Raw genomic sequence first — 18502 nt, forward strand, 5'->3', positions numbered from 1 at the left:
AGACACCGATAGCGTTACGCGAGTATCATAGCGGTTAGGTTTCGAGCGCGCGTGAGAAACCAGTATGACCTGCATAGGGTTTCTCTCGGTCGCACCGGTCATCGAAGGCAGCATGTCGTCGTACGTCGCTGACGCCGTCGCGGCGTTGGAGGCGTTCGATGTCGAGTACGAGACGACGCCGATGGGAACGATCATCGAAGCGGAGGACAGCAAAGAACTGTTCGCGGCCACCCACGCCGCTCACGAGGCTGTCGGCGAGCAGGCTGACCGCGTGAGCACGTTCCTGAAAATCGACGACAAGCGGACCGTTGACCAGCAGGCGCGAGACAAGGTCGACGCCGTTGAGGAGCATCTGGGTCGGGCGGCCAGAAGCGACGCGGCCGAAGGCGGAGATTAAAGGGAAGGGTGCCAAAGACGGCGTATGGATAGTCTCAATCGGATGGCCACGGAACTCGTTGACGAGGCCATCGACTTTGCCGACGAACTCACGATAGACGTACACGCGCTGGAGGGCGACGCCGCGGTGCTGGACTTCGGCGTCGAGGTCCCCGGCGCTGTCGAGGCCGGCATGCTACTCGCGGAAATCCAGACGGCCGGGCTGGCGACGGTCCAGTCCACGATGGCCACCGTCGGGGGCGCGCCGCTGAACCACGTCGAACTGTCGACAGACCACCCGGCGCTGGCCCTGCTGTGCTCACAAAAGGGCGGCTGGGAGCTGGCCGTCGATGACTTTCAGGCGCTCGGGAGCGGCCCCGCACGCGCGCTCGTCGCCGAGGAGGAAGCCTTCCAGCGTATCGGCTACCGCGAGGACGCCGACTTCGCCGTGCTGGCCGTAGAGACCGACGAACTGCCGGACGAGGACGTTGCGAGCCAAGTCGCTGAGCGCACAGGCGTCCCCGAGACGGGCGTGTTCCTGCCGTCGTTCGCAACCGCGAGTGTCACTGGGAGCGTCGTCGCCGCGGCCCGGGCCGCCGAGCTGGCTGTCTTCCGACTGGCCGAACTCGGCTTCGACCCGGTGTCGGTCCTGTCGGCCAGCGGCCGCGCGCCGGTCGCGCCGGTCGCCGATGACGAAGCAACTGCGATGGCTCGGACCACAGACGCACTCGCCTACGGCAGCGAGGTCCACCTCACCGTCGACGAGTCCTTCGACCGGTTCGACGAGGTCCCCTCCGTCGCGGCCCGAGAATACGGCGAGCCGCTAGAGGGTGTCTTCGAGGACGTGGACTGGGACTTCGCGGAGCTTCCCGTCGAACTGTTCGGCCCCGCGGCGGTCACCATCGATGTCGTCGGCGGCGACACGCACGTCGTCGGTGAGACAAGCGAGAACGTGTTAGCCGAAAGCTTCGGCCTGTAATCGGGGATGCGCTACAAAGTCGCGCCGCCGGCCCGCTCGCGCCCGTTTCTGGAGACCGCAAGAGAGGCGCTTCCGCTTGTCCCTGACAGCGAGGCGGACTGTTGTCGCGCGATACAGACGGCGACTGACGTGTCCGACCGCGAAACGGCCCAGAAGTACCTCGTGCTCTTGCAGGCGCTGGGACTGGTCGCCGAGAGCGAGCGGGGTTACTACCGGACGAGGACCGACCCCGACCAGTCGGCCCTCGCGACGGCCTTCGAGGACTCGGTCTTTGGTGTCGACGTACTCGTTGCTGCTCTCGATTTGGAGCCGGTAGCGGCTGCCGCTGCGTTCGATGCACTCAGAGACGAGATTCCCCGCTGGGAGCGTGAGCGCCACACCGACTGGGAATCGGTCTGGCAGGAGCGCACGGCGAATCTGCTGGAATGGGCCGTAGTGTTCGGACTCGCTCAAAAAACGGATGACGGCTACAGACAGCCAACCGAAAACAACGAAAATGAGTGAAATGACGGGCCGCTACTCCGCCGGGTCGGTGTCGGTGACGGTCCCGACGCCCTTCGAACTCCCCTCGCGGAAAACGAACTTCTGGCCCTCTTCAACGAGATATGAGCGGAATTTGAATCGGACACGGGTCTTGCCGGCGTCGCCCGGGAGCAACTGCCCGCCTTCCGGATAGAACGCCGCGGCCTCGCTGACTGTTTCGAGGTGGACCACGGGCTCATAGCCGTCGCCGATGCGGGTTGGGTGGTTCAACACCATTACCTCAGCCTCAAACTCCTGTACCGGCGACGGGTCGGCATCGCTCGGTAGCAGGACCATCCCGCGCTCGATATCCGCCTCGCGGACGCCCTTCAGCGCGATGCCGACGATACGGCCGGCCTTTGCTTCGTCAACCCGGTGGTAGTGCATCTCGATGGACCGCACTTCGACCTCCTGAAAACTCCCGTCTTGCATCGGTCCAAGTAACAGTTCGTCGCCAGCCTCGACCTCGCCGGATTTGATGGTGCCGGAGGCGACCGCGCCGACCCCCTGAACGTTGTACGTCCGGTCGACGTACATCCGGAAATCGCCCACCTCGCCGGCAGTCTTTGGTAGCGCCTCGAACATCTCGTCGAGGGCGTCCAGCCCCGCCTTGGTGACGGCGCTGGTGGTGACGACGGGAACGACAGTCTCAGATATTTCGTCGATAGCCGTGTCGACGCCGTGGCGCTCTACCCGGAGCGGCGTCTTGTCGACCTCTCGCAGTGCTTGCTCGACTGAGCGTTCGACTTCGGCGACCCGTTCACCGTCGACGAGGTCGGTTTTGGTGAGCGCGACAATCGTCGGGAGGTCCGTCGCCAGCAGGATGCCGAGATGCTCGCGTGTCGTCTCTGTCACCCCGTCGTCGGCCGCGACGGTCAGGAGGCCGTAGTCGAGTTTCTGGCCGACGAGGCCGCGGATGGTCGTCCGGAGCCACGGCTCGTGGCCGACGGTGTCGACGAAGGAGACGAGCCTGTCGGATTCTTCGACGACCCGCGCGCGGTCATCCTTCCGGTGCGGGTTGTCCATGCGAATTGGCTCGCCGTCCGCGTCGAAGCCGTAGACGCCGTATGAGAGGTCCGCCGAGAGGCCCCGTTCGACCTCGTGTGGCTGCACGTCAAGGAAGCCGCGTGTCCCACCTTCGCCGTCGTCGGCGTCACCGGTGACTAGCGACCCCACGAGCGTGGATTTGCCGTGGTCGACGTGCCCGGCAGTTCCCACGACAATGTGGTCATCGTCTGCAAGGACCGACCCCTCGGAGACTGTCGCGACACCCACGATACCGTCTGTGTCCGTCGATCCGTTCTCTGAAACGCCGTCAACGCCCCACGTTTTGACCTCCTCGATGTGCGCGCCGGCTTCCTCTGCCAGCAGGCTAAGCACGTCCATTGACTCGGAGAACTCTGCCGGCGAGATGCCGGCGAGACCGCCGTCGTCGGTGACGCCGACGACGTACGTCGCCTCCCCATCTCCGGAGAGAACACGGTGGCGGAGTTGCGCCGCGAGGGATTCGAGTCGCCCCTCGGACAGGTGGAGATCTTCGGTGAGCCGTTCTTTGAACTCGACGCTGCCGCCCTCCCGTTCACCGCGGTCAAGCGCGCGCCGGAGGACAGCCCGGTCGGGGCTCATATCCCCTCGTTACCGTGGGGCAGACATAAGCCTTCCCCGGATTTAGGCCTCCAGAGCCCTCCTGAATCCGGTGAATGAGTCTCTCTCTCACAATAACAGCCGGACGGATATTTATACGCGAGGGCGCAGCCAGACCGGCTCATGGACTGAACCACTATACGGGGTTTGCGGTCGTGTGGCGCCGCCCCGTAGATAGCCGACTGCTGTCGATGGCGTCACCTGTCCGCCAATTTGGCTAACCACTGGTCAGCGTGACATCTGGCTGCTCACGAAAGCCACTCGTGCAGTGTGTGGTCTGCATACGCGATACCGAGGGGCAGTACAGACGGGCCGGTCAAAAAGAGAGACACCGTCATGACATACTGCGTAGAGTGGTCGTTGACTTACGCAGCGAAGCCAACCCGGTACGTGGCATCAGCAGACCGGCGACCGCGTACCGTGCTTTTCGAAACCAGTGCCTCAGTCTCGATACGGCGCGACCGCTTCGAGGAAGCCATCGCCATAGCTCGCATCAGTCACCCGATCGGCCCGTTCGAGCGCCGTTTCATCGGCATTGGCGACGGCTACGGCTTCACCGGCCAAGTCGAACATCTGTGCGTCGTTCACCGAGTCGCCGACCGCCAGGAACTCTGCCGGGTCCAGATCCAACTCCGAACACACCGCTTCGAGCCCAGTCCCCTTGTCGACGACAGGGTCTGTGACGTGGTAGGCGAAGCCGGTATCGAGGACGACGAGCCCGCGTGCCGCGGCCAGTTCTTCCAGCGGTTCGAGCGGCTGGTCGAGCGAGACAACGAGTTCCGTCTCGCGCCAACGGTTTGCAAGGTCTATCTGTCCGAAGCCGAGGTCGTGACCTAGGTCGCGATAGGATTCGCCGACCGCCAGCGCCGCCTCATGGTCGCCTTCCAATCTGAGTTCATCGGTGGCTTCGACGAACACGACGCCGCCGTTCTCGGCAACGACTGTCCGCTCGAGGCCGAGAAACTCACAGAGCGCAATCGGGAACGGCATCGCTTTCCCAGTCGCGATGACGACACGTGCGGGCCACTCGCGGAGGACCGGTATGACATGAGGGTCAAGCGCGCGGCTCTCGTCGGTCAGTGTCCCATCGATATCCACGATAAGGGGAGGTGTGTCGCTGTCCATACGTTCGGGTTCGGAGCGTCGGATATGTGGGTTGCGGTCAGTCGTCAGTTAGCGTCTCGTAGGCCGCCTGCACCTGCTTGAATTCCCTCTCGCTCCCGCTGTCGGTGTCGGGATGGACCTCTTTGACTTTCTCGCGGTAGGCTCGTTTGATAGTACTCTGGTCGGCGTCCGGGTCGAGGCCTAACCGCTTGTAGGCCTCCGCCGGACTCGGTCCCGACGACTGGACGCGCTGTCGGCGCTGCCGGCCACCCGCTTGCTGGCGGCGCTGCCGTTGCCGCCCCTGCCCACGGCGTTGGCCGCCCTGGGTCGCTTGCGAACGGCGCGCCCGGCGGCCGTCCCGCGGTGGTTCCCATTCCTCCCGCGGGCCAGCCCCGAACCCCCCACGGCGGGCGTTCCCCGTGTTCTGTGCCGCCTGTCGCTCAACCCGCTCGTAGAGGCTCGCAGCCATCTTCCCGCTGAGGTGGTAGTACATGAAATACGTCGACACCCCGAACATGAGCGCCAGGAAGAGCACCGCAGGATTGATCACGAGACCCACCGCCGTCAGGACGACTGTCAGGCCTCCGAACACCACCGCGATTCCCTTGGTGAGCCCATCGTACTGCACGCACGTTCCTTCGGTCCACAGACCTGTAAGCGTCCCGCCTCTCGCCGTCCATCCAGTCCGTTTTCGAACTAGATAGCGGGCACATTCCCGGATGATACAGGACCGGAACAGAACGGAACCACACGATATCGACACCAACGGACTGACAGACCTGTTTTGCCAAAACCGCACCACGGCAGCGTATCTGACACAGCCTCAGTACCTCCCTACGAACTGTTAGTAAGTGTTTATCACCACGCGCAAACCCCCACCAGTTTCTACTGGATATCTCGCTCACGTCTGGTGATTCACGGGGTCGGGTTTTCACTTTCACCTCGGTCTAGACAGTATTAAGGAGAACCGACGGCATCTATTCCGTTGTACGCGGCTATCGTTTCACGCGTCACCAGCACAGTTCGTCGAGCACCGTAGCCACGACTCCGGAGATTGCTACGGCCGCCGCCGAATCGCAGACAAGAAGGATTAAACGCTATCGATGACTACGTATTCGCCGCCAGAAATGACAGGATCACGGGTAGCTACGACGAGGGGTATCGACCGACAGACGGCCGCTGTCGGGAGGAGGAGCGGGCGATGAGTAACAGCGACCTTTCCGCTGACGAGATTACGCTCCCAATCAAACGTACCGACGGTGACACTATCGAAGAGCGACTCACAGGCAATGCCTACCACAACATCCTCCCGGCTCGCTACCTCCGGAAGGATGCCAACGGGGACCTCATCGAGGGACCCGAAGACCTCTTTGACCGTGTCGCAAAGAACATCGCGCTCGCTGAAGCTGTGTTCGAGGCCAACAAGCAGGACGTCGACGTACACGTCTCGCCGGACCAGCTGAAGCCCGACCACCCGCGCCGCGACGAACTCGCCGACGAGGTGTTCGGCAAAGGAACGTCCGTCGACGACGACGTCGAGACCGAACTCTCTGTCTACAACGTCAACAAGTTTGCCTACGAGACGGTCGTGCCGGAACTGCCCGAAGGTGTCCGCGACCACGTCAAATCGACCGCCGACGCCTTCCAAGAGCAGATGGAGCAGCTCTCCTTCATGCCGAACTCGCCGACGCTGATGAACGCCGGCGACGAACTCCAGCAGCTGTCTGCTTGTTTCGTCGACTCACCGGGTGACGACATCGACGACATCCACCAGACCGCCAAGGAGGCCGCGCAGGTCTTCCAGTCCGGCGGTGGCATGGGCTATGCGTTCTGGAAGCTTCGCCCGTACGGCGACCCCGTCGGCTCGACCGGCGGCATCGCCTCCGGTCCCATCACGTTCATGCGGACCTACGACCAGATGTGCGAGACCATCGCGCAGGGCGGCGCCCGCCGTGGCGCACAGATGGGTGTCATGCGCGTCTCCCACCCGGATGTCATCCAGTTCATCCACGCCAAGAACAAGGACGTCTCACTCGCCGAGACGCTGCGCCTGAACGACCCGGACGACTTCACGCACAACTCCTTCGCCGAGGCGCTGGAGGAAGCACGGGAACTCATCGACGACGACGGACAGGTGCCAAAGCACCTCCGCAACGCCGTCGAGGGTCACCTGTCGAACTTCAACATCTCCGTCGGCGTCACCGACGACTTCATGGAGGCGTTGAAGGCCGGCGAGGAATTCACCTTCACGAACCCGCGAACGGGTGACGCCCACATCGTCACTGAGGAGACGAAAGAGCTGTACGATATGTTCGGCCTCGGCGAGCACGTCGAGGTCGGCGAGGAACTCTCGATCCCGGCCGAGGAACTCTGGGATGATATCGTTGAGGGCGCGCACGAGAACGGCGAACCCGGCGTTATCTACCTCGAACGGGTGAACAAGCAGCACTCCTTCGACGTGGAGGAGCACCCCGACCACGAGATCCTCGCCACGAATCCGTGTGGCGAACAGCCACTCGAAGAGTACGAGGCCTGCAACCTTGGCCACATCAACCTCTCGACGCTGGCCGCCACGGACGCGCCGGACTGGCGCGTCTGGTCGGAGGCCCACGCGGACGAGTACGACTCGATTGACGCGGCTATCGACGCGTTCCTCGAAGAAGCGATCGACTGGGACGAGTTCGACCGACGCATCGAACTCGGGACCCGCTTCCTCGAAAACGTTGTCACGATGTCGGACTTCCCGGTCGAGAAGATCGAGCAGAAGGTCCGGGAGATGCGCAAAATCGGCCTCGGTATCATGGGGCTGGCCCAGCTGTACATCCAGCTCGGCGTCGCCTACGGGACCGAGGAGGCCAACGAGATCGCCCGCCAGACGATGCGCCACATCAACCACGGGTCCAAGGCCGCGAGCCACGAACTCGCCGAGGAACGGGGCGTCTTCACTGAGTGGGAGAACTCCAAGTACGCGAACCCGACAGACTACTCCGACTGGTTCGAGAAGCAGACCGGCGAGGACGCGGCGGACTGGGAAGACGGCTACCCGATCCGCAACCACAACACGACGACCATCGCCCCGACCGGGACGACCTCGATGATTGGCAACACCACCGGCGGGTGTGAGCCCATCTACAACGTCGCCTACTACAAGAACGTCTCCGACGACGTGCAGGGCGACGAGATGCTCGTTGAGTTCGACGACTACTTCCTCCGCGCACTGGAGGACAACGACATCGACGTCGAGGCCGTCAAGCAGGAGGCTCAGGAGCAGATGGCCAACAACGAGTTCGACGGCGTCGACGGGCTGACGACCGTGCCCGACGCCATCGGCGAGCTGTTCGTCACCACCGGCGACCTCTCGGCGAAGCAGCACGCGGGTATTCAGGTGGCCTGTCAGGAGGGCGTCGACTCCGCCATCTCGAAGACAGTCAACGCCCCGAACGACTCCACGACAGAGGACGCCGCCGAAGTGTTCGAGTACATCTACGACCACGGCGGCAAGGGCGTCACCTACTACCGCGACGGCACCCGCAGCAAGCAGGTGCTGACGACGCGCGCCCAGAACACGGAGTTCTCGGACATGGACGCCGACGAGATTGTCGCACAGATCGAGGAGGTCTTCGGCGGCATCGAGGGCTTCCTCGAGGACGAGGCCGTTCAAGCCGCCATCGACGACTCCATCCAGCAGGTGCTGGGTGTCGCAGACGGGGACGCCGAGTACGCTGAGAAGCAGACCCGGCCGGACGTGCTCCACGGCGTGACACAGCGCATCGACACCGGCTACGGGAAGCTCTACGTCAACATCAACGAGGACCCCGAAGCCGACCGGCCGTTCGAGCTGTTCGCCAACATCGGCAACTCCGGCGGCTTCACCGCCTCCTTCACCGAGGCGCTGGCCAAGACCATCTCGACGGCACTTCGCTCGGGCGTCGACCCCGAAGAGATCGCCGACGAACTGCAGGGCATCCGGTCGCCGAAGGTCGCCTGGGACAAGGGCGAGCAGATACAGTCCATCCCGGACGCCATCGGCACGGCCCTGCGTCGCTACCTCGACGGCGACGTCGACAAGGCCTACCCCGACCAGACCACGCTGGAGGAGACTGCCGAGAAGGCCGACGGCGAGACCGCCACCCAGACCCAGACCGACGGCGGCGCGGCCGCCGCCGCATCTGACGCGGGTGGCGACCAGCAGGACATCATCGACGCCGGCGAGAGCCCGGAGTGTCCTGACTGTGGCTCGCTGTCGCTGTACTACTCGGAAGGCTGCAAGACCTGCGAGTCCTGTGGCTGGTCCGAGTGCTGAGTCGGTGACACACGGAGTCGGCTTTCACCGCGATTGACGCCGTTTCTTTTCTAGTAACACCGTGTCATAGAACTATTCGCAAACCCCGTGTCGGTTATTGATAGATGGTCAATACAGATTACATACTGATTAAATCATCAAAAACTATTGGTTAATATTATCCGCTCTTTCTCAATGGGTCCGGCAAGAATGTCCACCCGGTATGGGGCCTATATGAGTTGGATCACAAAGTATTCACTCGATAACACTAACCAAACTGTAATGGACTTCTCACGATCGGTCTTTCTGGCAGTACTTGTCCTATGTCTGGTTGGCGCGGGTTGTGTGTCTCCGAATAGTTCTGAGATCAGCACATCAACCGAGTCTTTACGTGAGGATACAACAACCGATGAGCAAACTCCTCAACTAGTGGCAAATAACAGTGCAAAAAAACGAGCACTATCCGCTGAGGAGGATTATATTTTTAATCAGCTACAAAATGCTTCTTGTGCAAGTGGTGCACCTGGAGGGCAAACTGGAACGAAATATGCTGAAATAATAAATGAGACAAACCGTGGAAAGTATGTTGAGGTAAACGTCCCGTATCACTACTCAACGAAAGAATTAGAAGCGGATTACGAATCAAAGGCCCTCTATCTAATTGATGGTGCGAATATAATGAGAGTTAATGGAGATGAGATTACCCCTTGCTGAATAAACATCAGTTATTCTTATCACTCTATGAAATATTTAGTGTCGGTATCCGGTGCGTCCGCTACCGGAATTCCGTCACGTCGTACACGCCGGTAATCGTCGTTTCCTCGACAGTCGCGGTGATTTCTTTCCCTTCTTCGGCTGCCGAGTCTGCGACAAGCGTCACCGGCTCGATAGGCTGGCGGCGGAGAAATGCCGCAATCCGTTTGAGCCACGACGGCTTCCCGCCCTTGCGGCAGACGATGACGTAGCGTGAGTCCGCGAGCGACGCCATCTTGGGCTCGAAGTCGTAGTCCTCGTGGTCGGCTGGCGGGACGACGTGGATGACCTCGCCCGCAATCGTCTCGTCCATACGCACAGTAGCGACTACAGCGGTATGTGCCGCTCGCTTTGCACTATGAGTACTGTTTGGAGACCCAGCCCGAGGCACCGCTGGGATACGAGTCGGTCTCTGTTTCCGGCTGCACCTCGCCGCGCTGGTCGACCATTCGGACGACGACGGTGTGACCGCTGGACGGTGGGTCGTAAGTGTACTCCCACTGCCGCCAGGCGTCCGCGGCGGGGCCGTCGCCGCTGGCTGCGGGCAGTTGGTCCGAGAGCGTCGCGTCCGCCCACGTCTCGCCGCCGTCGGTGGAGACTTCGACGCGCTTGACACCGCGCAGGCCGGCGTAAGCAGGGCCGCCGATACGTCGGCGGCCGTCCGAAAGCATCGATTCGTGGTGGAGTTTAGCGACCGGATTCACCGGTCCGGTCCCCTGCCAACCGCGTTTCTCCCAGTAGCCGTCGGCCTCCTCGTCCAGCACCTCGATTTCCGAGAGCCACTTGACGTTGACCTCGCCCCAGTGGCCGGGGACCAGCGCTCGGACGGGGTAGCCGTGGCCGCGCGGGAGTATCTTTCCGTTCATCCCGTAGGCGAGCATCCCGCCCCGGAGCGCGTCGATGGGGAACTCCTCGTAGTAGTCGTCTTCGGCCCGGAGCATGACGCACTCACAGCCGCTCTGGACGCCGGCTTCTTCGAGCAGGCTGTCGACGGGAACGCCGGTCCATAGCGCGTTATCCGTCTTGTAGCCGTTGAGGCTCTCCCCCACGCAACGAAGCGTAACAAACCGGTTTTCGGCATCCATCTCTATGATATCCTCATAGTCGAGCGTGACCTCCTCTTCGACAGCGCCGGTGATAGAGAGCGACCAGTCCGCGGCCGAGATCTGCGGGTCGATGGAGTTGATGTCGACCTCGTAGAAGTTCTCGCTGACCAGCGGGTCTATGTCGCCAAAGCCCAGCGATGACTCCGCTGCGACGGCGAGCTTCTCGTCGACATCGTCGAGGTCCGCCCCCGGCGCATTCAGCACGGGCGCATCGTCACCCGTCGCGACGACCGACCGCTGGTTGCCAGCCGCGTAGCCGACCGTCGCCGCGCCGATGGCCGCGCCGACCGTCGAGAGCGCTCGCCGTCGTTTCGAGGATATCGGTGACACCGAGCCACCGAATCCGTCGAGGAGTTGCGCAAGGCCGACGACGGCGGCGGCGGGGACCGCCGGGCCAGCGGCAAGGACGACTTCGCCGGTGAGAACGATGCTGACAGCCCACGTTACGACAGCCGTTCCGACGACCGGGAGGGCACGATTGTTCGCCAGCTGGCCGGTGAGGATGGCTGCCCTGGCCGCCAGTGCGATGAACAGCCCCGCTATGACAATCGCGAGCAGGAGATTGAGCTGTTGGCCGAGACTGCCGAGCGTCGAGATGGCAGTCGAGACGACGATACCGGGCATCGACCGCGCGAGCGTCCGCTCGATTGGCGAGGCGATAAATGCGGGCGCGTAGCCGGTCACCGCGTAGGACCCGGCCAGACCCGCGATAGCTGCGGCGACGCTGACCAGCAGCCGACCGCCGGGCGAGTCGAGGAGGTCGTCAGTCATGGCTGAACCGACGGCCTACCCCGCAAAAGGGATTGTTCCAATTTCGGCTAGAATCCGTTCCGAAACTCCGGAAGACACAAGCGAGCGGGGCTGCTCTACAGAATCATGGACGAGCAGCCCGGCGGTCGGCCGTGTCCGCGCTGTGAGCGGGCAATGTACCACCGACACTGCAAGTACGTCTGTCCGGAGCACGGCGTCGTGTATGACTGCGCTGACACGTTCTACTGACGATACGCTCGCGGGTTTATTAGCTTGGAACAACGAAAGAAGTGGTATGAGTGGTCACGGGGAAGAGATTTCGGTGCTGCACGTCGACGATGACCCCGACCTTGGCGATCTCGTTGCGGTCCACCTGGAACGAACGCACGGCAACCTCTCTGTCTGTACCGAGCGAAGTGCGGCCGCTGGGTTAGAACGATTGTCTGAGCACACGTTCGACTGTGTCGTTAGCGATCACGATATGCCGGGCATGGGCGGGCTCGAATTTCTGAAGGTCGTTCGCGAGGAGTACGAGGAACTCCCGTTTATTCTCTTTACTGGCAAAGGAAACGAGGAAATCGCGAGTGATGCCATCTCCGCTGGTGTCACCGAATACCTCCAGAAAGGGATGGGGACAGACCAGTACGCCGTGCTTGCCAACCGTATCGAGCGGGCTGTCGAGGAACGACGGGCCAAGACCGCGCTCGAAGAGTCCGAGCGGATGCTGTCGACGCTCATTTCGAATCTGCCGGGGATGGTGTATCGCGCCCGGAACGAGCCTGATTGGCCGATGGAGTTCGTTAGCGACGGTGCAGCGGAGCTAGTCGGCTACAGTTCGGAGGCGTTCGAGCGTGGCAACGTCTCCTGGGGTGCGCTGATCAAGGACTCCGAAACGGAGCGTCTCTGGGAAACGGTCCAGACCTGTATTGCCGCCGGCGAACCGTTCGAGGTCTCCTACCAGATCGAGACGGCCGACGGTGAGACCCGCTGGATGTGGGAGCGTGGGCGTGTCGTTGACACTGACGACAATGGCGTCGAAATCCTCGAAGGGTTCATCACCGACGTGACTGCGCGCGAGGAGCGTGAACGGGAGCTCGCGGATCAACGGGCATTTACCGAGAAGCTCATCGACTCTGTCGACGATATGTTCTACGTGGTTGGCACCGACGGGAGTCTGGTCCGGTGGAACGACACTGTCCAGTCGGCGACCGGCTACACCAACGAGAAATTAGCGTCGATGGGAATTGACGACCTCATTGTGGATTCTGACCACGAAAAACTATGGCGGATATTCAACGAGACGTTGGAAACCGGGTACGGAACAATCGAGGCAGGCATTGAGACGGCTGACGGCGAGCGGCTCCAGTACGAATTTCGAGGGACGCTCATCGAAGACGAGCGCGGCGACCTGTTCGGGATTGCCGGCATCGGTCGGGACATCACCGAGCGGAAGCGCCGGGAGCGGGAACTCAGAGAGTACCGAACGCTGGTCGAAAACGTTGGGGACCCGATGTACGTCCTCGACAGAGACGGGACAGTAGAGATGGTGAACGAGGCGATGGCAGCCCATCTGGGATACGACCGCTCGGAAATCGTCGGCTCGGAGCCAGCCCGGTTCATGCCCGACGCGGATGTCGAGAAGGCGACAGAACTCATCCATGACCTACTTGACGACGAGCGAACGTGGGCTGCCTACGAGATGCGCACGATATCGGCTGACGGGACGGTCCGGATCAATGAGGACAGGATCGCACCACTGTTCGACGAGGACGGGAACTTCGACGGGTCAGTCGGTGTGATGCGTGAAACAACAGAGCGAAAACAGCGCAAGCGAGAACTCGAACGCTATGAGACGATTATCGAGGCTGTCGGCGACCCGGTGTACACCCTCGACGAGGAGGGCGTGTTCACCTACGTGAACGAGGCGATCGAGCGACTGACTGGGTTCGAACCGGACGCTCTCATCGGCGAGCACATCTCTACGATTATGGCTGGCGAGGACATCGACCGCGGCAGCGACCTCATCCGGACCATGCTGTCCGACCCGACCCGGCAGAACGTGACCTTCGAAACGGATATCGTCGATCAGAATGGGGATCACACCCCTATCGAGATCCATATCGCGTTGCTTCCAGCCGTAGACGGGGAGTTCAACGGCACAGCGGGCGTCATCCGCGATATCAGCGACCGGAAAGACAGGGAACGACAGCTCGCGGAGTTCGCATCTGTCGTTAGCCATGACCTCCGAAACCCGTTGAACGTGGTCAAAGGGCGAATATCGGTTGCCCGGATGTCGGGCGATGTCTCACATCTTGAGGCGGCTGAGTCCGCGGCCGACCGGATGGACGAACTTATCAACGACCTGTTGACACTTGCCAGACAGGGCGATAGGGTTGGCGAGACGACGATGGTTGACCTCGCTGCCCTTGCAGGGCAGGCCTGGGCCGATGTCGAAACCGGTGAAGCCACGCTCGAAAAACACGGGACAGCGACGGTCGAAGCTGACGCGGCACGGCTCCGTGCGGTGTTCGAGAACCTGTTCCGAAACAGTGTGGAACATGGGTCCGCGAGTGACCAGCCGCGGCCTGACGACGCGGTGGAGCGGGAGTGTCGCGCGGCGACCTCGACCCCGATCACAGTCTCTGTCGGGACAATGGATACCGGATTTTATGTCGCCGACGACGGCGCTGGTATTCCGCCGGAAGAGCGAGATGACGTGTTCGAACGGGGCTACACCACAAGCGATACCGGAACCGGGTTCGGGCTGGCAATCGTCGGGGAGGTCGCACAGGCCCACGGCTGGTCAGTGTCGGTGACAGAGAGCGACGGCGGCGGCGCGCGGTTCGAGTTCACGACGAGTTCGGAGCGTTGACGTGGCGGTAGGCCGGCCCCGCAAGTACCAGCACGGCCAGCGCCGCGGAGAACAGCAGCACGTGCGGGAGTGCGTCGACGGTGAGGCCAGTGAGCGTTAGCGACCGCAGTGACGCGCCGGCGGTGACCTCGACGGCGACCCACGGAATCTCACCGAGGAACGTCCCGACAGCGAACGAACGCGGCGAGACGCGAGCGAACCCGGCTCCATAGGAAACGGGGTCCGCGGGCACCGGTGAGAGTCGCGCCGCGAGGACGCCCCGCGTCTCGCCGGTCACCTCGATGATCCGCCGGCCGGAGTCCCCAAGCCAGCCGAACATCCCGCCTTGCTCACCGGCCCGGAGTGCAAATCGGTAGGGAATGAGGCAGGTGACGAGTGCGCCCATCAGCGCGACCGGAAAGCCGTACTTGACCCCAAGGACGAACCCGACGAACGCAGATAACGGCATCGTCGGCCACGCGAAGAACGGGCGGACCAGATACAGGCCGACGATGACACCCGCGAGGTAGACAGGGTGGTCAGCGAGGTGCAGCAGCTGGGCCACCACCCGCTCGGGTGTAAGCAGCGTCGTCACAATAGCGACGACTGCCACCAGTCCGGCGGTCCCGATCAGCTGTCGCTTCGCGAGGCGGTCCATCTACCCAAGTGGGCGGTAGCAATCGACAAACGCTTTGTGGTATCTTTTACGTTGCTCGGGGTTGAATCGGCGATTGTGTCCGAGACGCGAGACCCGGTCGAGCTCGGTGTCGAACTACTCGCCCATCTGGAACACGGGGAGCTGTCCGTCGCCGACGCCCTCGACCGTATCGAGACGGTGACGACCAACCCACAGGTCCAGCGCGAGATACTCGACACTGCAGTGATGCGGGGGCTCATCGAACGCGAGAACGGCGTTATCCGCCCGCGATCACAGGGGTCGTACGTGAACTTCGACAGCGATGTCGTCGTCCGTGACGGGGAGTTCTCGTGTCAGCGCTGTGGTGCAGCTATCAGTACGGGCCACTTCGTCCAGTTTGACGACGGCGAACTGGGCCCGTTCGGGTCGACGTGCATTCGGAAAGTGTTGGGGAGAGAGTAGCGAGGGGCACGACAGAAGGGGGTGGTCCTCGGTTTGAGAACGGGGAGCGGCGCGACCCGTGACCAGGGTGTGGCCCTCGGTGGACGAGCAGCGACCGAAACGAGCCGCAAGCAGCGAAAGCGCGGTTGCTGTCGCAGCGACGGTCTCAGCGTGTCATTGAGGACAACGGCCAGAGAATAGCGAGCCTCCCGAGACGGGCATCAAGGCGGAACGCGGCGGCTTAGCGACCCTGCCGGAGTTCCTTGATGAGCTGTTTGATCGTTCGCTCCTGTCTCTGGAGCTGTTCGTTCTGAGCCTCGACAGCGGCGGTCAGTTCTGCGACCTGTGCCTCGAGTTCAGCGATATCGGGGTCTGTGGTGGTGTCCGACTCGACCGATCCGGTGTCTATGCCAGCTGTGTCACTGGATCGTGTCTCCGTCGGGGCTTCAGTGGTGGGTCCCTGCTCATTGGTCGATGCGGTCGCAGCCTGTGTACTGGCGCTCGTGGACTCACTCTCGGAATCGTCACCGCCCTCCTCGTCGTTGCTCACAAGCGGGTCGATGCCAGATTCAAGGCCGAGACCGTTGCCGGCTTCGTCAGCACTCTTGTCGGGGTCGGCTCCAACCTTGGCATTGAGGTCGGCAAGTGAATCGACTTCGTGGTACGCGAAGAGGCCCTCTTCCAGCGCTTTCCGGACCATTGGTGCTTCCTCGGACGGCGCTTTGATGCGTTCTGGCCGCTCGTTAAACGAGAGGACGACGGCCGTAGCGACGCTCCCCTCTTCGAACTCTAGACCAGTCACGTCGTCGAAGGAGAACGCCTCGTAGTCGGCGTCCCAGGTGACGTTGCCGATGTGCTTGAGCAGTTGGCGGTCGGTAACCACCAGCGTGAGTTCGCTGAACCGGAACACGCCGACGAGACTCTCGTCGGGGGCGATGCCGCCCGAGACAGTGAGCTTCCCTTCGAGCAACCGTTCGAGGACGGCATCAGCGCGGCTCCCGGGGACAGACAGTTCGAGCTTCTCACTGGTGTAGATGAGCGAGAATTTGGTCTTGCGGCGGCCTTCCGAAACCGTGAGCCGTTCGAAGTCGTGCGGATAGCTGGCGACCTTCTCGTCGCTGAGAAGGCCCTCACCGCGGTAGACGAGCGTCCGGGTCGGTGTGAAACAGGCCGCGTCTTCGTCACCGAGGTTGACACCGCCCCGGATCTCCTCGTCCCCGAGTTCCTGCTGGACGAGGTCTGGTATCTCCATACTGCCTGCATACCTGCGTGGTGGCTTAAATCCGCGGGTCGAGTAGCAACGCCGGTGAGGCGCTCGCGGCGTGGGACTGTACCACAGTCTCGACAGAGATGAGAACCTTCAAGACGGCTAACGGCCAACGGCTGAATGCACCCGCGCCCGGGTGGCTTAGCTGGACATAGCGCCGCACTCATAGGGTCTTTCGACTCATGCGGCAGTGCACCCGTCATGACCCCGGGGCGCTCGTCACGCCCCAGACCTGGGCCATGCGGAGATCGAGGGTTCGGAGCCCTCCCCGGGCACTACTCTGAAACTTTACATACCCATCGGCAGAACCGGCATAGAGACGCCTCGCTGACCGGTCAACGCGGCGATGAATTATATACCACAATAGATATTTCTCCAGATACTCCAGCGGAAACGGTGGGGTGTCTGTCATGAGCGGGCGCTCGACCTCCGGTGACCCGCTTGATGGCACCGTCCAGTCCATCACCGAGCGTCCGGAACTGGACGATACCGGTGAAAGCGACGACGTCCACCTGACGACGATGCAGTGTCCCGTCGACGGGACGCAGCTATCCAACAGGTATCGCGATGACAACCGTGTCGAGTGCCCGGCTTGCCGTGGCCGCTTCGACGTGGCGGAGGTGATCGTCGATGCCTGAGGCCGCCGACGTTGACGACAAGGCGTTCGACATCTGGTCGAGCAAGCTCTCTCGGTCCAGCCTGACTCTGGCACCCGACGTGTCAGCCCAGACCCTTGCTGGCGAGTTCGGCAGACTCGATGACGAGACCCTCGATGACCTGTGTAGCGACGCCGTCATGGCCGCGCTCGATGATGACGCCACGCGACTGAGTATGGCCCACTTCAAAGAGGCCTACGAGGAGACCGCCCCGGAGGACGATGGTGAGCGCAGTGGGGAGGCCGTCCAAGAGGCTCCATCGGAACCCCAACTCGAGACCACGCAGGAGGCCCAGACCGGCGAAGAGCCAGCGGGGCCAGAGATCCACGACGAGGACAACGCCGACGTCGAGGCCACCGTTACCGAGTCCGAAGACATCGACGCCGGCGACGATGCTGAGCAGGACGGCGAGGAGGGCAAGCCGGTCTCCGAGATGTCTCATACAGATCTGGCCGAGGAGGTCGAGGACCTCCGGGAGACTGTCGACGAACTGGAGTCGATGGTGCGAGACTCGAACGCACTGGTGAAGGCCGTCCGGAAGCAGATGGCGATGCAGAACCAGCTGTTGGTCGGCACGGAAACTGTGCAAGACGCCGGTATCGACCCAGAAGGAGTGGTAAACCACCACCAGCGGCTTTCCGAAGTTGAGGAACAACTGCAGGAACAGGGCGACCAGATCCAGATGGTGAGAGTTGACGGCGGTGGCAGTCCCGACGATCCCGACAGCCGGGCCCAGCGGATCCGACAGACGCTGTACAACAAGGCGAAGCAGCACTCCGAGGGGAAGGCCGAGATGGACCGGGACGACGTCGACTCCCGACTCGGCGGCGGCCTGCACCGTGACACTGTCCTCGGGGCGATGAAGCGGGCCGCGGATGGCTACGAAGCAGAGGACGACGAACGGTCTTACACCTCTATCAACGGCAGCAGTGACCTCCAGCCAGTGGACTCGATCACGTTCTCCGTCGGGGAAGGCCGGGGCAACGCTTCGAAGGTCGTGATGAACCTCTCCGATGTGACGGGTGCAGAGATTCGTCAAAATCTGACGACGAAAGATACCGAGGAGGCCCACTGAAGATGTCCCCTACCACCAACTGGATCCCACCGCCGTTGCTGTAGAGTGCAAGTGCGGTTG

General features: G+C 62.4%; 17 protein-coding genes and 1 tRNA gene. 11 read left to right on the forward strand and 7 right to left on the reverse strand.

What is annotated here, in order from left to right; genetic code table 11:
- Nucleotides 1-64: 64 nt before the first annotated feature.
- From BDK61_RS12655 to BDK61_RS12665, 3 genes are read left to right on the forward strand one after another with little or no spacing between them, the layout of a single operon-like run.
- A complete protein-coding gene (locus BDK61_RS12655; RefSeq protein WP_121303388.1) occupies nucleotides 65-397 on the forward strand; it encodes an MTH1187 family thiamine-binding protein in 333 nt (110 codons plus the stop codon).
- Between the two features lie 24 nt (nucleotides 398-421).
- Entirely contained in the window at nucleotides 422-1354 is a 933-nt protein-coding gene (gene mch, locus BDK61_RS12660; protein ID WP_121303389.1) for a methenyltetrahydromethanopterin cyclohydrolase, read from the forward strand.
- A 6-nt stretch (nucleotides 1355-1360) separates the two neighbouring features.
- A complete protein-coding gene (locus BDK61_RS12665) occupies nucleotides 1361-1858 on the forward strand; it encodes a hypothetical protein (protein ID WP_121303390.1) in 498 nt (165 codons plus the stop codon).
- Nucleotides 1859-1870: 12 nt separating this feature from the next.
- Here BDK61_RS12665 and BDK61_RS12670 read toward each other — a convergent pair whose 3' ends face one another.
- From BDK61_RS12670 to BDK61_RS12680, 3 genes are all read right to left on the reverse strand, one after another.
- Nucleotides 1871-3502: a GTPBP1 family GTP-binding protein gene (locus BDK61_RS12670; protein WP_011223746.1), complete on the reverse strand. Its 1632-nt coding sequence runs from the start codon at nucleotides 3500-3502 to the stop codon at nucleotides 1871-1873.
- A 459-nt stretch (nucleotides 3503-3961) separates the two neighbouring features.
- Complete coding sequence (locus tag BDK61_RS12675; RefSeq protein ID WP_004957443.1) at nucleotides 3962-4645, reverse strand: phosphoglycolate phosphatase; 684 nt, start codon at nucleotides 4643-4645, stop codon at nucleotides 3962-3964.
- Nucleotides 4646-4682: 37 nt separating this feature from the next.
- Nucleotides 4683-5252, reverse strand: a complete 570-nt coding sequence (locus tag BDK61_RS12680; protein ID WP_004957446.1) for a J domain-containing protein — start codon at nucleotides 5250-5252, stop codon at nucleotides 4683-4685.
- 573 nt (nucleotides 5253-5825) lie between these two features.
- Here BDK61_RS12680 and BDK61_RS12685 point away from each other — a divergent pair.
- Together BDK61_RS12685 and BDK61_RS23025 are read left to right on the forward strand one after the other, a co-directional pair.
- On the forward strand, nucleotides 5826-8927 hold the full coding sequence (locus tag BDK61_RS12685) for an adenosylcobalamin-dependent ribonucleoside-diphosphate reductase (protein ID WP_121303391.1): 3102 nt from the start codon (nucleotides 5826-5828) through the stop codon (nucleotides 8925-8927).
- Between the two features lie 261 nt (nucleotides 8928-9188).
- Nucleotides 9189-9620 carry a hypothetical protein gene (locus BDK61_RS23025; RefSeq protein WP_148709136.1) on the forward strand — a complete coding sequence of 144 codons (432 nt, stop codon included), beginning with the start codon at nucleotides 9189-9191 and terminating at the stop codon, nucleotides 9618-9620.
- Nucleotides 9621-9681: 61 nt separating this feature from the next.
- Here the strand turns inward: BDK61_RS23025 and BDK61_RS12690 are convergent, their stop codons facing one another.
- Both BDK61_RS12690 and BDK61_RS12695 read right to left on the reverse strand, forming a co-directional pair.
- Nucleotides 9682-9972: a DUF7526 family protein gene (locus BDK61_RS12690; RefSeq protein WP_121303392.1), complete on the reverse strand. Its 291-nt coding sequence runs from the start codon at nucleotides 9970-9972 to the stop codon at nucleotides 9682-9684.
- A 43-nt stretch (nucleotides 9973-10015) separates the two neighbouring features.
- Entirely contained in the window at nucleotides 10016-11536 is a 1521-nt protein-coding gene (locus BDK61_RS12695) for a sulfite oxidase (protein ID WP_121303393.1), read from the reverse strand.
- Between the two features lie 105 nt (nucleotides 11537-11641).
- Between BDK61_RS12695 and BDK61_RS24195 the strand changes: the two genes are divergently transcribed.
- Both BDK61_RS24195 and BDK61_RS12700 read left to right on the forward strand, forming a co-directional pair.
- The gene (locus tag BDK61_RS24195) at nucleotides 11642-11764 is read left to right on the forward strand and encodes an HVO_2523 family zinc finger protein (protein WP_004957459.1); all 123 of its coding nucleotides are present in this window, start codon (nucleotides 11642-11644) and stop codon (nucleotides 11762-11764) included.
- Between the two features lie 46 nt (nucleotides 11765-11810).
- Nucleotides 11811-14387: a PAS domain S-box protein gene (locus tag BDK61_RS12700; RefSeq protein ID WP_121303394.1), complete on the forward strand. Its 2577-nt coding sequence runs from the start codon at nucleotides 11811-11813 to the stop codon at nucleotides 14385-14387.
- Here the strand turns inward: BDK61_RS12700 and BDK61_RS12705 are convergent.
- Nucleotides 14365-15024, reverse strand: a complete 660-nt coding sequence (locus tag BDK61_RS12705) for a TVP38/TMEM64 family protein (RefSeq protein ID WP_121303395.1) — start codon at nucleotides 15022-15024, stop codon at nucleotides 14365-14367. The two genes, BDK61_RS12700 and BDK61_RS12705, sit on opposite strands and share 23 nt — an antisense overlap.
- A 51-nt stretch (nucleotides 15025-15075) precedes the next feature.
- On the opposite strand from BDK61_RS12705, the gene BDK61_RS12710 reads away from it, so the two are divergent.
- On the forward strand, nucleotides 15076-15465 hold the full coding sequence (locus tag BDK61_RS12710; RefSeq protein ID WP_049938898.1) for a DUF5830 family protein: 390 nt from the start codon (nucleotides 15076-15078) through the stop codon (nucleotides 15463-15465).
- Between the two features lie 220 nt (nucleotides 15466-15685).
- On the opposite strand, the gene BDK61_RS12715 is transcribed toward BDK61_RS12710, so the two are convergent.
- Nucleotides 15686-16696, reverse strand: a complete 1011-nt coding sequence (locus BDK61_RS12715; protein ID WP_121303396.1) for a DUF7115 domain-containing protein — start codon at nucleotides 16694-16696, stop codon at nucleotides 15686-15688.
- Nucleotides 16697-16841: 145 nt separating this feature from the next.
- On the opposite strand from BDK61_RS12715, the gene BDK61_RS12720 reads away from it, so the two are divergent.
- The 3 genes from BDK61_RS12720 to BDK61_RS12730 all read left to right on the forward strand — a co-directional run bounded on the left by BDK61_RS12720 (nucleotide 16842) and on the right by BDK61_RS12730 (nucleotide 18442).
- A tRNA-Met gene (locus BDK61_RS12720) sits at nucleotides 16842-16986 on the forward strand.
- A gap of 135 nt (nucleotides 16987-17121) precedes the next feature.
- A complete protein-coding gene (locus BDK61_RS12725) occupies nucleotides 17122-17349 on the forward strand; it encodes a hypothetical protein (protein ID WP_148709137.1) in 228 nt (75 codons plus the stop codon).
- Complete coding sequence (locus BDK61_RS12730; protein WP_121303398.1) at nucleotides 17342-18442, forward strand: prolipoprotein diacylglyceryl transferase; 1101 nt, start codon at nucleotides 17342-17344, stop codon at nucleotides 18440-18442. The genes BDK61_RS12725 and BDK61_RS12730 overlap by 8 nt, the downstream gene beginning before the upstream one ends.
- Nucleotides 18443-18502: the final 60 nt, after the last annotated feature.

The sequence above is a fragment of the Haloarcula quadrata genome, from assembly GCF_003634715.1.
Taxonomy (GTDB): Archaea; Halobacteriota; Halobacteria; order Halobacteriales; family Haloarculaceae; genus Haloarcula; species Haloarcula marismortui.

Bases quoted from the DNA above. Each gene is read 5' to 3' on its own strand.
- BDK61_RS12670 (WP_011223746.1), bottom strand. From the start codon at position 3,502: ATGAGCCCCGACCGGGCTGTCCTCCGGCGCGCGCTTGACCGCGGTGAA.
- BDK61_RS12665 (WP_121303390.1), top strand. From the start codon at position 1,361: ATGCGCTACAAAGTCGCGCCGCCGGCCCGCTCGCGCCCGTTTCTGGAG.
- BDK61_RS12705 (WP_121303395.1), bottom strand. From the start codon at position 15,024: ATGGACCGCCTCGCGAAGCGACAGCTGATCGGGACCGCCGGACTGGTG.
- BDK61_RS12730 (WP_121303398.1), top strand. From the start codon at position 17,342: ATGCCTGAGGCCGCCGACGTTGACGACAAGGCGTTCGACATCTGGTCG.
- BDK61_RS12655 (WP_121303388.1), top strand. From the start codon at position 65: ATGACCTGCATAGGGTTTCTCTCGGTCGCACCGGTCATCGAAGGCAGC.
- BDK61_RS12685 (WP_121303391.1), top strand. From the start codon at position 5,826: ATGAGTAACAGCGACCTTTCCGCTGACGAGATTACGCTCCCAATCAAA.
- BDK61_RS12700 (WP_121303394.1), top strand. From the start codon at position 11,811: ATGAGTGGTCACGGGGAAGAGATTTCGGTGCTGCACGTCGACGATGAC.
- BDK61_RS12725 (WP_148709137.1), top strand. From the start codon at position 17,122: ATGAGCGGGCGCTCGACCTCCGGTGACCCGCTTGATGGCACCGTCCAG.
- BDK61_RS12675 (WP_004957443.1), bottom strand. From the start codon at position 4,645: ATGGACAGCGACACACCTCCCCTTATCGTGGATATCGATGGGACACTG.
- BDK61_RS12695 (WP_121303393.1), bottom strand. From the start codon at position 11,536: ATGACTGACGACCTCCTCGACTCGCCCGGCGGTCGGCTGCTGGTCAGC.
- BDK61_RS12690 (WP_121303392.1), bottom strand. From the start codon at position 9,972: ATGGACGAGACGATTGCGGGCGAGGTCATCCACGTCGTCCCGCCAGCC.
- BDK61_RS12715 (WP_121303396.1), bottom strand. From the start codon at position 16,696: ATGGAGATACCAGACCTCGTCCAGCAGGAACTCGGGGACGAGGAGATC.
- BDK61_RS23025 (WP_148709136.1), top strand. From the start codon at position 9,189: ATGGACTTCTCACGATCGGTCTTTCTGGCAGTACTTGTCCTATGTCTG.
- BDK61_RS24195 (WP_004957459.1), top strand. From the start codon at position 11,642: ATGGACGAGCAGCCCGGCGGTCGGCCGTGTCCGCGCTGTGAGCGGGCA.
- mch (WP_121303389.1), top strand. From the start codon at position 422: ATGGATAGTCTCAATCGGATGGCCACGGAACTCGTTGACGAGGCCATC.